Source organism: Paenibacillus sp. EB106-06-01-XG199, from assembly GCF_058791575.1.
This window is the reverse complement of record NZ_JBYTDQ010000001.1, coordinates 1,014,405-1,028,548: the sequence shown is the minus strand read 5'-3', so window position 1 is coordinate 1,028,548 and position 14,144 is coordinate 1,014,405. Positions and strand designations below refer to the sequence as shown.

The 14,144-nt window shown below is 42.9% G+C and carries 15 protein-coding genes and 1 pseudogene; 12 read left to right on the top strand and 4 right to left on the bottom strand.

Annotated elements, in window-relative coordinates; all coding sequences use genetic code 11:
* Positions 1 to 189 precede the first annotated feature (189 nt).
* From AC3WT9_RS05055 to AC3WT9_RS05045, 3 genes are all read left to right on the top strand, one after another.
* Positions 190 to 918, top strand: a complete 729-nt coding sequence (locus AC3WT9_RS05055; RefSeq protein ID WP_341097675.1) for a response regulator transcription factor — start codon at positions 190 to 192, stop codon at positions 916 to 918.
* Position 919: 1 nt separating this feature from the next.
* Positions 920 to 2,035, top strand: coding sequence for a sensor histidine kinase (locus AC3WT9_RS05050; RefSeq protein ID WP_341093297.1), 1,116 nt, complete (start codon positions 920 to 922; stop codon positions 2,033 to 2,035).
* Between the two features lie 146 nt (positions 2,036 to 2,181).
* Positions 2,182 to 3,057, top strand: coding sequence for a DMT family transporter (locus tag AC3WT9_RS05045; RefSeq protein ID WP_341378685.1), 876 nt, complete (start codon positions 2,182 to 2,184; stop codon positions 3,055 to 3,057).
* A gap of 98 nt (positions 3,058 to 3,155) precedes the next feature.
* On the opposite strand, the gene AC3WT9_RS05040 is transcribed toward AC3WT9_RS05045, so the two are convergent.
* Complete coding sequence (locus tag AC3WT9_RS05040; protein ID WP_341093301.1) at positions 3,156 to 3,863, bottom strand: alpha/beta hydrolase; 708 nt, start codon at positions 3,861 to 3,863, stop codon at positions 3,156 to 3,158.
* Positions 3,864 to 4,039: 176 nt separating this feature from the next.
* Between AC3WT9_RS05040 and AC3WT9_RS05035 the strand changes: the two genes are divergently transcribed.
* From AC3WT9_RS05035 to AC3WT9_RS05015, 5 genes and pseudogenes are all read left to right on the top strand, one after another.
* Positions 4,040 to 4,498 (top strand): MarR family winged helix-turn-helix transcriptional regulator, encoded by a 459-nt coding sequence (locus tag AC3WT9_RS05035; protein ID WP_341093303.1) that lies wholly within the window; start codon positions 4,040 to 4,042, stop codon positions 4,496 to 4,498.
* A gap of 151 nt (positions 4,499 to 4,649) precedes the next feature.
* On the top strand, positions 4,650 to 5,294 hold the full coding sequence (locus AC3WT9_RS05030; RefSeq protein ID WP_341097676.1) for an SDR family oxidoreductase: 645 nt from the start codon (positions 4,650 to 4,652) through the stop codon (positions 5,292 to 5,294).
* Between the two features lie 82 nt (positions 5,295 to 5,376).
* Complete coding sequence (locus AC3WT9_RS05025) at positions 5,377 to 6,405, top strand: NADH:flavin oxidoreductase/NADH oxidase (RefSeq protein ID WP_341093305.1); 1,029 nt, start codon at positions 5,377 to 5,379, stop codon at positions 6,403 to 6,405.
* A 57-nt stretch (positions 6,406 to 6,462) separates the two neighbouring features.
* Entirely contained in the window at positions 6,463 to 7,503 is a 1,041-nt protein-coding gene (locus tag AC3WT9_RS05020) for an NADH:flavin oxidoreductase (protein WP_341093306.1), read from the top strand.
* Positions 7,504 to 7,969: 466 nt separating this feature from the next.
* Positions 7,970 to 10,024: pseudogene (locus AC3WT9_RS05015) on the top strand (ATP-binding cassette domain-containing protein); the annotation flags it as partial.
* A 13-nt stretch (positions 10,025 to 10,037) separates the two neighbouring features.
* Here AC3WT9_RS05015 and AC3WT9_RS05010 read toward each other — a convergent pair.
* Positions 10,038 to 11,348 (bottom strand): site-specific integrase, encoded by a 1,311-nt coding sequence (locus AC3WT9_RS05010; protein WP_492407459.1) that lies wholly within the window; start codon positions 11,346 to 11,348, stop codon positions 10,038 to 10,040.
* A gap of 13 nt (positions 11,349 to 11,361) precedes the next feature.
* Positions 11,362 to 12,027: a LexA family protein gene (locus AC3WT9_RS05005; RefSeq protein ID WP_492407458.1), complete on the bottom strand. Its 666-nt coding sequence runs from the start codon at positions 12,025 to 12,027 to the stop codon at positions 11,362 to 11,364.
* Positions 12,028 to 12,187: 160 nt separating this feature from the next.
* Between AC3WT9_RS05005 and AC3WT9_RS05000 the strand changes: the two genes are divergently transcribed.
* The 4 genes from AC3WT9_RS05000 to AC3WT9_RS04985 all read left to right on the top strand — a co-directional run bounded on the left by AC3WT9_RS05000 (position 12,188) and on the right by AC3WT9_RS04985 (position 13,622).
* Positions 12,188 to 12,499, top strand: a complete 312-nt coding sequence (locus AC3WT9_RS05000; RefSeq protein WP_492407457.1) for a helix-turn-helix domain-containing protein — start codon at positions 12,188 to 12,190, stop codon at positions 12,497 to 12,499.
* Positions 12,500 to 12,737: 238 nt separating this feature from the next.
* Positions 12,738 to 13,028 carry a hypothetical protein gene (locus tag AC3WT9_RS04995; RefSeq protein ID WP_492407456.1) on the top strand — a complete coding sequence of 97 codons (291 nt, stop codon included), beginning with the start codon at positions 12,738 to 12,740 and terminating at the stop codon, positions 13,026 to 13,028.
* Positions 13,025 to 13,372 (top strand): hypothetical protein, encoded by a 348-nt coding sequence (locus tag AC3WT9_RS04990; protein WP_492407455.1) that lies wholly within the window; start codon positions 13,025 to 13,027, stop codon positions 13,370 to 13,372. The genes AC3WT9_RS04995 and AC3WT9_RS04990 overlap by 4 nt, the downstream gene beginning before the upstream one ends.
* Positions 13,356 to 13,622, top strand: coding sequence for a hypothetical protein (locus tag AC3WT9_RS04985; RefSeq protein ID WP_492407454.1), 267 nt, complete (start codon positions 13,356 to 13,358; stop codon positions 13,620 to 13,622). The genes AC3WT9_RS04990 and AC3WT9_RS04985 overlap by 17 nt, the downstream gene beginning before the upstream one ends.
* Here the strand turns inward: AC3WT9_RS04985 and AC3WT9_RS04980 are convergent.
* Complete coding sequence (locus AC3WT9_RS04980; protein WP_492407453.1) at positions 13,587 to 14,066, bottom strand: hypothetical protein; 480 nt, start codon at positions 14,064 to 14,066, stop codon at positions 13,587 to 13,589. The two genes, AC3WT9_RS04985 and AC3WT9_RS04980, sit on opposite strands and share 36 nt — an antisense overlap.
* Between the last annotated feature and the right edge of the window lie 78 nt (positions 14,067 to 14,144).

The window sequence follows — 14,144 nt, the reverse complement described above, 5'->3', positions numbered from 1 at the left end:
TATTCCTCCGTCACAATCCAATTGCCATACCATTCCTTGGCGGCGTAACATAAGATTAGCCCACAAAAGTAAAAACAAAGCAAAATTGCGGTTAAAAGGAAACAGCAGGGAAGAGAAATTCCAAAAGGAATGATAAACTGAGAGAGTACTTATGCACTCAGGGAGGAAATACTGTTGCTGAATGACAATATGAACGCAGAGAAAATTCTACTGGTCGATGATGAGCTGGGGATTTTGACTTTGCTGGAGATTTCGTTGAAGAAAGAGCGCTACCATAACATCACAAGCTGCTCAACCGGGGAACAAGCATTATTTTTCGTGAAAAATCATACCTATAACCTGATCCTGCTGGATGTAATGCTGGGGGATGTGAATGGCTTTGACCTGTGCCGTGAGATCCGCAAGCATACGGACACACCTATTATTTTTATCACCTCCTGCGCAAGTGATTTTGATAAATTGACCGGGCTCGGGATCGGCGGGGATGATTATATTACGAAGCCTTTTAATCCGCTTGAGGTCATTGCCCGGATCAAAGCTTTGTTCAGAAGGCAGAATCTCACCCAAGCCTCTTCTTACGGGAATTCGGAAGGTACCGGGGACAAAGAATACAATTACGGGCGTTTTATTCTGAGGCCTGCGGACGCCGCATTGATCGTGAATGGACAGACTGTGGAATGTACGGCCAAGGAGTTGGAGCTGCTCAGCTTCTTTTGCCGGAACCCGAACCGGATCTATACGACCTCTCAAATCTATGAACTGGTATGGGGCAGCCCCGGGTATGGCGATGAGAAAACAGTCACTATTCATATTTCCAAGATCCGGAGAAAGTTGGATGACAATCCGAAAGCCCCTGAGCTGATCATTAACCTGAGAGGGATCGGTTATAAATTTGTGCCGCCGGTCAAGGGAACCTGAGATGAAAACGGGATTTCGGTTCAGTGTCCATTTTGCCATCGGATTAATTGCCTGGATGCTTGGACTCGGCATTACCATGATGATTACCGTGGATGTGCTGTTTCCTCTGCTGGGCCTTCTGGAAGGGCAGGAGTATTATGATCTGTACATTCTGGCGGTATTTGTACTTAATATTACCGGATGCAGCGTACTGTTCGGCTGGTATTTCGGGAGTCCGTTAAGATTCATGATGTCTTGGATTGCTTCCTTATCGGGCGGGAATTTCGAACCTCCGCCTGCGGCACAGAGCATCTTCAAACGGAACCAGAAACTCAAATCCAGATACCGGCTGTACAGTGAATTGATTGTGAACATCGAGTCGCTGTCCGCCAGCCTGAAGCAGTCCGAACTCGAACGCCGCAAGCTTGAAGATAACAAAAAAGATTGGGTGGCCGGCATCTCGCATGATCTCAAAACACCGTTAACGTATGTCACGGGATACTCAGCTCTGCTTCTGAACGAGGAGTATAGCTGGAACGCGGATGAACAGCGGACATTTCTGCAAGAAATCCAGTCCAAAGGGCTGCATATGGAGGAATTGATCAGCGACATTAACCTCTCTTTTCAGATGAATGAGGATCATGCCTCCTTCCCCATGCATTTTGGCACGCTGGAGTTGATCGGATTCCTGCAGCGGCTGATTGCCGATGTTGGCAATGATCCGAGAGCGGTGTCCTACCTGTTGAGCCTGGAGGCAGAGATAGAGTCGCTGGAGCTTGTTGCCGACGAGAAGGTGCTCTACCGGGCATTGCAGAATATGCTGATGAATGCTGTACTTCACAATCCGGCAGGCACTGCCATTCACGTGACTGTGCGGCGGGAAGGGGAGGAAAGTGCGAATATCATGATTTCCGACAATGGCACTGGTATGGACGAAGATACGCTGAACAATCTGTTTCAAAAATATTACCGCGGAGCAAAAGGCAGCTCCCATAAGCTGGGAACAGGACTAGGTATGGCTATTGTAAAAAACCTGATCCTCGCACACGGGGGCTTCCTGACTGTAGATAGCGAAGTAAGTAAAGGAACCACATTTCATATCCGTCTACCTGTCCGGGAGCATGAAAAGTCTACTTGAGCTTGAGAGATCAGTTGAAATTTTAAACAAGATATGAAAAAATAAGTTGCTGTATCAAACCCGGAACTTCCATGAGCAGTATTAGCTGACTTCGGACAAACGGATAAAATTGAATAGGGGTGAATATGATGTTTTGGACATAAAAGATGAAAAACACCTTATTAGGTTCTTTATATTTAACTTTAGCTTCCATGATCTGGGGCGGTATGTACGTTGTTGTTAAAATTGTAGTATCGGTCATACCTCCATTAGAACTTGTATGGATGAGATATTTAGTAGCCATTGTTGCACTTCTAGTTATCGGCTTCATCACACGACAGAACTGGCGAATTGAGAAACGTTATTTTATCTTAATCGTAGCTATTGGGCTCATTGGTAATACGATTTCAATTGTTGCACAGGAAACTGGTACCATGTTATCCACAGCACAAATGGGAGCCATTATAACTTCTTCAACCCCAGCATTCATGGTTATTTTTGCTCGCCTTATTCTTAAAGAACAGTTGACACTAAAAAAGGGAATCTCTGTTTTATTAGCGACAATTGGGGTGCTTCTCATTGTTGGAATTGGTGATGTGAATTTATCCAGTACACTTGGAGGTATTGCCCTGCTTATTGCTGCATTAACATGGGGCCTCATGTCTGTACTTGTAAAACGTTTGCCAAGTGATTACTCACAAATTGTGGTAACCACCTATTCCATCTTAGTAGCCTTAATCGTGTTGACTCCTTTTGTATTGCCGCGGTTACACGAGATTAGTATCTCTCAACTGGCTCACCCGACGATTTGGGGAGGACTCTTATATTTGGGTATTGTTTCAACAGCAGGCGGATTTCTACTTTGGAATCGTGGATTACAAATGCTTAACGCTTCAAGTGGAGGAATATTTTTCTTCTTTCAACCCCTGGTTGGAACATTACTTGGATGGCTTGTTCTAGAAGAGAACATAGTTGTAGCGTTTTGGATCGGCTCTATTCTAATTCTCACAGGTGTTCTATTTGTTATCAACGAGAAAAAATAGTATTTAGGAAACTCCATTCGAATGTATGAAGTGCACATTCCTTTCGGAGTAGGAGAGCCCTTATGCAGGGCTCTTTTTCATATTCCTAAGTGGGAAGATCATTCGGCGATATGTTCTTGCAGCCACTGTCTGAAAAATTGCAGCTGCTCTTTGGTGTGAAAATAATGTTCGCCATGCTCCATCACGCCCAGTTCACAGTGAAACCGATCACTAAAAGCAGAGACTACGTCAAACTCGCACAAGTTATCGTCTGAGCCATAAAGAATTGCAGTTGGACTTTTCCATGTATTGATAGGATGTGATTTAACATATTGATAATAATCCCAATAAAGTATTTGTCCGATAGGGGTGGAAACTTCTTTTTCAGCTTTTAATTTCTCTTCACTTACGTTGAACCATGTCATCATACCTTTGATAATTCGCTCCATATCCAGAACTGGAGAAAGGAACAGAGACTGCTTAAGCGGTAACTTGTTGTAAGAAAGCAAGCTAAAGTATGCCCCCATACTACAAGCAAAGATACTGATGTCATTCGATAGATTTTGTGCATAACGCATGATAATCTCAAGATCATGAACACAATTTTGAACTTTGCAAGCGTATTTTTCTTCTTCGCGGTCACCATGCTCAGGCAAATCAAAGCTAAGGACCTGATACCCCCGTGCCGATGCTTCTTCAGCAAAGATAACAATCGCATCATCTGCTTTGTTGGACATATTACCGTGGACAGCAATAAATAGTTTGTTTGATTTCTCACCCCATACTATTGCTGGGATGCCCTCAATTTTCAATTCCTGCTTCATCATTTCATTACCTTCTTTGTAAAATATTAATAGCAATTATACCATGAATTAATAGTTAATTAAGGATATAATTGAAGTAGCAGGTCGCGTGGATGATCACGCGTCCCTTTTTTTGCTTTATTCAAATCATAGTTTTGACCATTTCAATTTAGATTGATACAATTAGGCAACTATGTCGAATGACTTTAAAAACAGGTGGTGATCTAAGCTTGCAACATGAAAACGAACTTTTGGATGTATGGTTGTCTTGGTCCCGCATCAATACAAATTTAAGTGAAAAGTTAGAACAAGCTCTGCTGAACAATTATAATTTATCTTTGAAGGAGTTTTATGTTTTAAATTTTATAACCAATTCCGGGGATAAAAAATTACGGCTACAGCAACTTCAAGAACTTGTGGGACTAAGTCAAAGTGCTACATCGAGACTCGTAGTAAGAATGGAAGCTGAAAAATGTGGTGCTTTAGAAAGACATATATGTGAGGATGATCGGCGTGGTATTTATACTCGAATTACAGAGTTAGGCGAGAATAAATACCAGCGGGCACTTCAGACCTTTCATCAGGTCTTACAAACAGAACTGAAAAAAGAGGGATTTAATACAGAAGTAGAGAATCTCACGAAAAAATTGTTTTTGTGACCCGTGCAGAGATCTTATTATTGGAGTTGAGTGGATGGTTAAGTTTAGGAATAAGACTTGACATAATTATTTTCATCCGTTAAATTATATGCATGCGCATGCTTATTTATTGTTACTGTAATTCAATTCAGCTGATGAGGAGTGGGTAGCTATCAAGGTGTTAGTGGTCGGATCGAATGGACAAATCGGACAGCACCTTATTCAACTGTTGAAAGAAAGCAAAGATCACACCGTCCGGGCGATGGTACGGAATAAAGAACAAGCCGATGCATTTGTACAACAGGGAGTCGAAACTGTTCTCGCGGATTTGGAAGGGACAGTAGACTCCATTGCAACGGCCGCCAAGGGTTGTGACGCTATTGTGTTTACGGCTGGATCAGGTGGAAAAACGGGTGATGACAAAACACTGTTAATTGATTTGGACGGTGCAGGAAAAACTATTGAAGCTGCTGAAAAAGCAGGCATTGACAGATTCATCATGGTCAGTGCAATTCAGGCGAATAACCGGGACAACTGGCACCAGAATATTCTACCGTATTACGCAGCTAAGCATTATGCAGACAAAGTGCTCGAAAGCAGCAGTCTGACATACACGATTATACGTCCAGGAATTTTGTTGAATGAACCAGGAACGGGAAAAGTGTCTGCTGCGGAGAATATCACTGTTGGCAGTATCCCTCGTGAAGATGTAGCACGTACCATTGTGGCTGCTTTGGAAAAGAAGCACACCTATAAGCGTGCTTTTGATCTGATTTCTGGTTATGATCCGATTCCTGATGCATTGCAAAAGTTCTGAAAAAACCATAACCTGAAAGTACATACATGCTTGCGCATGCATGATAACTTTAACATATAAGAGCAAAAGGGAGCGTTTATCCATGAAAGATTTGTTTAGTCCGTATTCTTTTAAAAGTTTAAATTTGAAAAACCGTGTTGTGATGCCTCCAATGTGTCAATACTCCGTCGACAATAAAGATGGAATTTCCACAGATTGGCATTACATGCACTATGTTAGCCGTGCTGTAGGCGGAACTGGTTTAATCATAATTGAAATGACTGATGTGGAGCCCGATGGGCGCATTTCCGATTTCGATCTTGGTCTTTGGTCAGATGATCAGATTCCGGCTCTGAAACGGATTGTAGATGCTTGTCATAGTCACGGTGCCAAAGTGGGAATCCAAATCGCGCACGCTGGACGCAAGGCGGAAGATGCTGAAGTTCCCGTAGCCCCGTCAGCTATCGCTTTTGATGAAAATTCTAAACAACCCCGGGCACTTACCACCGCAGAAGTAAAAGGAATGGTTGAGAAATTCCGCACTGCTGTAGCTCGAGCTGTCCAGGCTGGATTCGATACTATCGAGCTTCATGGCGCGCATGGCTATTTGATCCATCAATTTCATTCTCCGCTTACGAACAAACGGGACGATGAATATGGGAAAGATCTTACATTATTTGGCCGGGAGGTCATTCAGGCTGCAAAGGCCGAGATGCCGGAGGACATGCCACTAATCATGCGTATATCAGCTAAAGAATACGTTGAAGGTGGTTATGGGCTTCAGGAAAGCCTTGCTTTTGCCAAGGAATATCAAGATGCAGGAGTAGACATGTTTGATGTTTCATCAGGTGGCGAGGGAGCTATTGCTGCATGGGGCAGACCAGGAACTCACGCAGCTTATCAAGTACCGCTCGCTAGAGATATCAAACAAGCACTCGATGTTCCAGTGATCGCTGTTGGAAGATTGGATGATCCAATTTTGGCGAATGCAGTCATAGGAAATGAAGAGGCAGATTTGATTGCTGTCGGAAGAGGAATGCTGAGAAATCCATATTGGGCCTTAGAAGCTGCATCAAAGCTGAGAAAAGAAACAGCAATTCCTAAACAGTATACTAGTGGATTTGGATTCTAAGCCCGATTTGTCGAGAAATTAATGGGTTTAATACGAAAAAAACTTAGGAGGTTTATGATGTTTAATACCGAATCAGTACAACCATTACTCCGTCCCTTTACTTTAGGAAATCTTAATCTGTCTAATCGGACAGTAATGGCGCCAATGACCCGGAATCTGTCGCCCAATGGGGTTCCTGGAGCAGACGTTGCTGCATACTATCGCCGGAGAGCCGAAAATAATGTGGGTCTGATCGTAACAGAAGGCACGGTTATTGATCATGCGGATGCATCAAATCAGGAGAATGTCCCTTTCTTTTATGGTGAAGAAGCATTGAATGGCTGGGCAAATGTTGTGTCTGAGGTTCATGAAGCCGGCGGCAAAATTATCCCTCAAATCTGGCACATGGGTGCACGGGGCAACGTCAATGATTATTCCGAGTCCGAAATCAGTGACATCGTTGATGCTTTTGCACAATCGGCAGCTGAAGCCAAGCGCATTGGTTTTGATGGAATTGAAATCCATGGAGCTCACGGCTATTTGATTGACCAGTTCTTTTGGGAGAAAACTAATGAGCGTACAGATCGTTACGGAGGCAGCATGATTGCACGTACCCGCTTTGCGGAAGAAGTCATCCGGGCTTGCCGCCAAGCCGTGGGTCCCGACTTTACCATCGTGCTGCGCATCTCACAGTGGAAAGGAACGGAATATACAGCCAAATTAGCGAAAACACCCGACGAGCTTCAACAATTTCTGCAACCTTTGGTTAACGCTGGAGTGGATATTTTTCATTGCTCGACACGTCGTTTCTGGGAACCGGAATTTGAAGGCTCTGACTTGAATCTTGCTGGTTGGGTTAAGAAGCTTACAGGCAAACCAACTATTACTGTGGGTTCGATTGGCCTTGATGGTGATTTCATGACTCTTTTCACCGAAGGAAAAGGTGCAGAGAATGCAAGTATCGAGAGATTGGTTCAAAAGCTCGAAAATCAAGAATTCGATCTGGTTGCTATCGGTAGAGCCTTGCTTGTAGACCCTGCATGGGTCAGTAAAATTCGGGATGGGAAATTGGATGAATTGATTCCATTTACTCCTGAAGCACTCAAAACTCTTTATTGATCGGTAAATAAACCTCTATATAGATTGAACTTATAATTCTTCTATTTTGGGATTGGCCGTGACTACAGTGAATGTTTAGACTTCCGGCCGCTGTTAGATTTGGATTTCCTGAATTTAGCCGCGAATCGCGGTAGAAATCCAACCTTGCCCATGCTTCCGAAGCGAGCTTTCCTGCGGAAAGCTTTCAGGCGGGCGCTATCGCTCCTCCAGTTCCCAAATTCCCCTCCGCCACTTTTCCCTAAATGTATATTCTCAAGTTCAATATAGAAAACAAAAGACTGGTATTATACCGGTCTTTTGTTTGTTTTTCTTTTGTTCGTCAATCCATGTAACAGAATATGCAGCCCCCAAATGTTAAATTAACGGGGACACGGGTGGAAGTTCGGGCTGTCCGACTATCTATACACGTTGAATGGTACAATGTGAATATAAATAGAAATTAACACTACCCGGAGGGATGTTTGTCATGAGCGAATCGAATCAGGAGTATATCGTAATTTCGGGTGCGAGGGAAAACAATCTCAAGAACGTATCCTTGCGCATTCCAAAGCGGAAGATCACGATCTTCACCGGGGTGTCCGGATCCGGCAAGTCATCGATCGTCTTCGATACGATCGCCGCAGAATCCACACGATTGCTGAACGAGAACTTCAGCATGTTCGTGCGAAATTTTCTGCCCCGTGTTCCGCAGCCGGATACAGATGCGATTGAGAACCTAAGCATGGCTGTTATTGTGGATCAGAAGCGGCTGGGTGGGGGATCCCATTCCACGTTAGGCACGATTACTGATATTTCTCCCATTCTCCGGCTTCTCTTCTCCCGCGTAGGCCAGCCCTATGTTGGACAAGCGCACATATTCTCGTTTAACGATCCGCAAGGTATGTGCCCCGAATGTAACGGACTTGGCCGTCGGCTTGGCGTCGACATGAGCAAGGCGCTGGACAAGTCAAAGTCGCTCCATGAAGGGGCTATTCTGCTGCCGGACTATTCAGTGAACGGCTGGGAATGGAACATGATCGTGCAGTCAGGAGACTTCGATCTCGACAAGAAATTGAGCGATTATTCGGAAGAGGAACTGGAGCAGCTGCTGTACGCCAAGGCAAGAAAAGTTAAGATGGATTTCGCCGGCAAGGCAACAAATATTACAGTGGAAGGCGTCATTGAGAAGTTCACCAATAAATACATCAAGCAGGATGTGAAGATGAAGTCCGAGCGCACACAGAAAGCTGTTGCGCCGTATATTTCCGAGGGGCCTTGCTCCAGCTGCCACGGTGCGAGACTCAGTCAGGCTACGCTCAGCTGCAGGATCAATGGTCTCAATATTGCGGAGCTATCCTCCATGGAGGCCGGGAACCTCATCCGCGTCATTCGTGAGATTGATAACCCTGTCGCCGTGCCGGTCGTCAAGTCGCTGACGGAGCGGTTGCAGCATCTGGTGGATATCGGACTTGATTACTTAACGCTGGACCGTGAAACGGATACTTTATCCGGCGGCGAGTCACAGCGCGTCAAGATGGTTAAGCACCTGAGCGGCAGTCTGGTGGATGTCACCTACATCTTCGATGAACCCAGCGTGGGTCTGCACCCCCGTGATGTTCACCTTTTAAATGAACTTCTGCAGAAGCTGCGTGACAAGGGGAATACTGTGATTGTTGTCGAGCATGATCCCGATGTGATCAAGGTGGCGGATCATATCGTCGATGTCGGGCCTCACGCCGGTAGCCATGGCGGCAGCATTGTGTATGAAGGAAGCTTCCAAGGCCTGCTGGAAGCCGGTACACTGACAGGCACACATCTGAAACGTCCGCTCCAGTTGAAGCAAGAGTGCAGGCAGCCTTCCGGTAAGCTGTCCATCAAGGAGGCGACACTTCACAACCTGCGGAACGTGAGTGCAGATATTCCAACCGGAGTGCTGACAGTAGTAACGGGTGTTGCCGGTTCCGGTAAGAGCACGATGATTAACGAAGTCTTCCTCAGTCAGCATCCAGACGCTATCGTCATCGACCAATCGGCAATAGGAGTGTCAACACGTTCGAATCCCGCGACCTACACAGGCATAATGGATGATGTGCGTAAGGCGTTTGCATCCGCGAACAAGGTGAATCAAGGTTTGTTCAGCTTCAACTCTAAGGGGGCTTGTGAGAACTGCCAGGGACTGGGTGTTGTGTACACAGACCTTGCCTTCCTCGACAGCGTGAAGCTGCCCTGCGAAGTATGCGGAGGCAGACGATTCAAAGAAGAGGTGCTCGCGTACAAGCTGAACGGCAAGTCAATTGCAGAAGTGCTGGAGATGAATGTGGAGCAGGCATTGGCGTTTTTTAAGCTAAAAGAGGTTGTGCGAAAGCTCCAGGCGATGAGTGATGTGGGGCTGAATTATATTACACTCGGCCAGCCGCTCAGCACGCTTTCAGGCGGGGAATGCCAGCGCATCAAGCTGGCCAGCGAGCTGCATAAGAAGGGCAGTATCTATGTGATGGACGAGCCGACGACCGGCCTCCACATGTCAGATATCGGCCAGATAGAATAAATGCTTATTACATAAGGGCGCATTCGACTTGATTAGTTACTTTGCCCATATTGTGCCCATCAGGGGTTGATTTCCTCACGGAATTCATCAGATCTGAAAAATTATCAGCAGCTTCTCTCCTCAATGGCTTTGTTATATGAAGATAAATAAGCTTTGTTATATTGTCATTTTTATGGCCCATTCTTTTTTGAATGAGCTCTAAGTCAGTTCCGGCTTCTGCGAGCAAGGAGACATGAGTATGCCTCAAAATGTGTGAAGAGAAGTTTTTAGAAAGACCGCACCCTTTTAAAATAGTTTTCATGATTTTATTTGTTGATCTTGGGGAAATGGGCTGACCGGGGAGACTATTTCTATTCACAATTAAGAAATTTTTATCGTCGTAATTATGTGAAGTTTCCTTAAATCTTAAAACATCACTAATCAAATTTTCTATTACAGATGTGGTAATAGCGTCTATTTCAATCTTCCTTTTTGAGCTTTTTGTTTTTGGTGTACCCGGAATGTAAGTGCCATTTACTTTCCTTCTACAATACAAAGTCTTGGTTACACTAATAATTTTATTATCAAGATTGATATCAGATATTTTTAATGCATGCAGTTCCCCTATGCGTAAACCAGTGTAAGCCATAATGTGAAATATAGCATAAACTCGGTATGGGTAGGATTTATATGTGTAATCCAAAAATAAAGCAAGTTCTTCTTTTTCAAGATAACTCGGAATTTCTTCTTCTTCTTCGAGAGATTCCACTGTAACTGGGTCAAAAGGAATAATTGCATTAGTAGCAGGGTTTTTGCTCAACTCTCCAAGAGAAACTGCATAATCGAAAATAAGTTTTGCAGTGGCGTGAGTTGAAATCATAGTGCTATCCGAGTAGTTTTCGAATTCTTGCCCATCTATCTTTGATGGTTTTAATGACTTAAGTTTGTTAAGTGCAAATTGATAGTTTCTTTCAGTTATATCCTTAACTTTGCGTTCCCCGAGCACTACGTTCAATCGTTTGATATCAACGGTTCTTATATCTATTGAGTTTAATTTCTTTTTATTGGTTGGAGAAGAATAAGTTTTAATAAATTCCTGAGCTAATTCTTTGAATAAAAAATCGGTGTCTTTTATGTAATTACCCTTGAGTATTTCTGCATGCAACTTGGTGGCAGCCTCCACCGCTAGCTGACGTGTTTTAAAGTCACTGCCCTGAGGGTAAATCCTTTTTCCGGTGTTTGGATCGATGACGCTTAATCTAAACTCCCATGTTGCACCACAAGTACACTTTTTCTGATCCTTCGGACATTTGCAGCCTCTCTTACGATATGACGCCACAGTTAACCCTCCTTTAGTCTTTTTCTGGTTTGAAATGACCCATGTATAAGCCTGAAATGCTAATTTCATTAGGGTACAGTTCTTTTGTTTGGTATTTATCGTTTTCGGGAACCAAAAGAATAGAAGGAGATCCTTCCGTCCACTTGATTCTTTTAAGCATCCCATCTTCTTGATCATTGATAAGAGCTGCAACAATTTGTCCATTATACTCAGCCCAAGGAGCTTTTCTTAAATAGACAACATCTCCATCTTCAATACCTACGCCATTCATGGAATCTCCCTTCACCCTTAAAGCAAAATCGGGCTGCTTTTTCCCTGGAAAAGGATAACATATGTATTCTTCAATGTTCGATTCCGCTAATAAACCTTCACCTGCACAAATAGTTCCTACCAAAGGAATTTTCACCATTTGTTCAACCAGAGGTATTTCTATCGCTTCTCCGTAACTCGGATCAATTTCTGATTTAAGAACTTGCAAGGCAATGGCTAATTTATTTACATTAGCAGGTAACGCCAAAGATCGAGCATTTAAATAATCGGAAATTGTACTGGTGGGAATGCCGGTCAATTCACTAAGTTTTTTTTGAGTCATTCTTTTCTCTATTAGTAATTTTTTCAGATTCTTAGCTATTGAATCTCTAATTTTAATTTCAAATTCGGTGTGCTTTCCTCTTTCCACTGCTTCCACTCCTTGTATTGGTTATAATATTTAACTTCATTATATCCGATTTTTTCCGAAAAATAAAGACTGAATCCGAAAAAATCCGGTTGACTATCCGAAAAAAATCGGATATGATTTCATTAATCCCTTACAACAAGAAAAGATTGGAGGATATGTAATGGAAATAAAGGCGTTTGAAAAAGAAATATTGTTAATGATTACACTTGAGGCTGCCAGGAAAAATTGTGGATGGACTCTTGAATATGCTTCTAAAGAATTTGGAATTCATAGTGATACTTTATGGAATTATGAAAAAGATTCTACAAAAGTTTCACGCGAGTTCTCTGAAAAGGCCCACCAAGTGTATAAACAGCCGTTTGGACGTATTTTTTTCGGTAAAAAATCCGAATTTTTTCGGATGAGAGAGGAGGTTGTTTATGAAACTAAAAACGAAGGATACAAAAATCACAAGAGAAGAGTTGCCCAATAATCTGAGTCCGATGGTTATTCACTTATTCACGAGCATCCCGCTCAGCACTGTATATACGCATTTGAATAACGGATCAAATAATGGCGTGATTCCAACTTTTAAAATTGGAAGATCCATTTATGTTAACAGAGAATTATTTCTGGAGTGGTGGGACAAAGTCTCCATGCACACTAAATAATTCAACAGTACTATCCTTTATTCACATGTTTAATCACAGAATATCTGAAAGGAGATAACCATGCAAAAGGAAATAGATATTTACCGAATGGGCTTAATCGCTGCGATCCGGGGTGAAAGCGAGGAGGAGCAGAATAAAATCCTTTGTGAGCAACTTCTCCTAAAACTCAAGGAATTAGAAGGTGCGGAACTGCAACTATATTTTAAAAGTGCAGTAGTTTATCCTCTTCAAAAAGAAATCATCGTGAAACTTGTATTTCCATCAGTGGATAGTCCTATGTCACAAGAATTAAGGGATGAAATAACCAGGTTTGAGAGAAACAATGTGCCAAGGAGGGGGATAAGCCAATGAGTAATATTTTGAAAGAAGGTGCCGACCTGAACAAGGTCGCGAATGAAATAGTCTCGACCTTGATCAGGCATGGCGTGATGTACTCCGAAATCGAGAGAGTATGTGAACATGTGAAAGAGAAGTCCTTTAACTCGGTTATGTTGCAGCAATCTTTCGACGCTGCTTTTGAAGAAGAGACGAATGCCCTGCCTCAAGAAACAACGATTGATTTTGAAATGCCTAAAATTCAAGTAATCTTTAATGACGCTACCGACCTTGATTATGAAAAAATCGCCCAAGAAGTTGGAAATCAACTCGCTAAGGCGATGCAGGAGAGGGTGGTTAACCATGGTGATGTTCTATAGCCGGAAATGGTACAACGATGAAATAGGTACGATAAATGGTGTGAAAACATTGATCATCGAAGAATCACCCGGGAAAGTCGAACTATTATTGATTGTTTTCGACGAAGCAGACGTTGAGAGCATAAAGAAAGTTGTCATTGAGAAGATGCAAGCAAAAAAAGGGCTCTTCTTTGAAGCCAATTTAACAATCCTAAAGGCAGAAAGCTTCTTGGCTTTAAGTGATCTCTACGGAGAGGGCAACAGAGATTAATTCCGAAGCATATTGTTTTAAAAGGTCGATCTCTACTTGAGACAATTTGTTATCACTCGGGAGCCAAATCAGTAATTTTTCTTTTTCTAGCTTTGCTAATTTTAAATTTAATTGAGGGAATGCACTATTCAATGATTTGATAATTCCTTCTTGATTTGTACCTCCATGTAAAGCCAACGTTTTAATCAATTCTGGAGGATCTGATATAGCTGGGACATTGTCTACAGTGAGTTCTCTATAAGGCTTTACGCTATGCAATAAATGAGCATCACCAATTTCTTCTAAAAAAATAATAAGGTTTTTTACTTGAGTCTGATCGAGATTTTGATTCACATCTCCAGCGTAAATCGTAAGTGAGAATCCTCCTGGCGAATAAGCCCGAACGTAACTAATATCGGGAAAATTACTTTTAACAAGTGTTTCATAACGGATTCTTGTACTCAAAATGCTTCAACCTTCCTTTCCGTGAGATATGGTGAGTCTGGACAACTACCAATATTCGACAGAAGGAAATGAAATACC

Coding starts and splice junctions, on each gene's coding strand:
- AC3WT9_RS05050 (WP_341093297.1), top strand. CDS start 920: ATGAAAACGGGATTTCGGTTCAGTGTCCATTTTGCCATCGGATTAATT.
- AC3WT9_RS05040 (WP_341093301.1), bottom strand. CDS start 3,863: ATGATGAAGCAGGAATTGAAAATTGAGGGCATCCCAGCAATAGTATGG.
- AC3WT9_RS05025 (WP_341093305.1), top strand. CDS start 5,377: ATGAAAGATTTGTTTAGTCCGTATTCTTTTAAAAGTTTAAATTTGAAA.
- AC3WT9_RS05000 (WP_492407457.1), top strand. CDS start 12,188: ATGGAAATAAAGGCGTTTGAAAAAGAAATATTGTTAATGATTACACTT.
- AC3WT9_RS05055 (WP_341097675.1), top strand. CDS start 190: ATGAACGCAGAGAAAATTCTACTGGTCGATGATGAGCTGGGGATTTTG.
- AC3WT9_RS04995 (WP_492407456.1), top strand. CDS start 12,738: ATGCAAAAGGAAATAGATATTTACCGAATGGGCTTAATCGCTGCGATC.
- AC3WT9_RS04990 (WP_492407455.1), top strand. CDS start 13,025: ATGAGTAATATTTTGAAAGAAGGTGCCGACCTGAACAAGGTCGCGAAT.
- AC3WT9_RS04985 (WP_492407454.1), top strand. CDS start 13,356: ATGGTGATGTTCTATAGCCGGAAATGGTACAACGATGAAATAGGTACG.
- AC3WT9_RS05020 (WP_341093306.1), top strand. CDS start 6,463: ATGTTTAATACCGAATCAGTACAACCATTACTCCGTCCCTTTACTTTA.
- AC3WT9_RS05045 (WP_341378685.1), top strand. CDS start 2,182: ATGAAAAACACCTTATTAGGTTCTTTATATTTAACTTTAGCTTCCATG.
- AC3WT9_RS05035 (WP_341093303.1), top strand. CDS start 4,040: ATGACTTTAAAAACAGGTGGTGATCTAAGCTTGCAACATGAAAACGAA.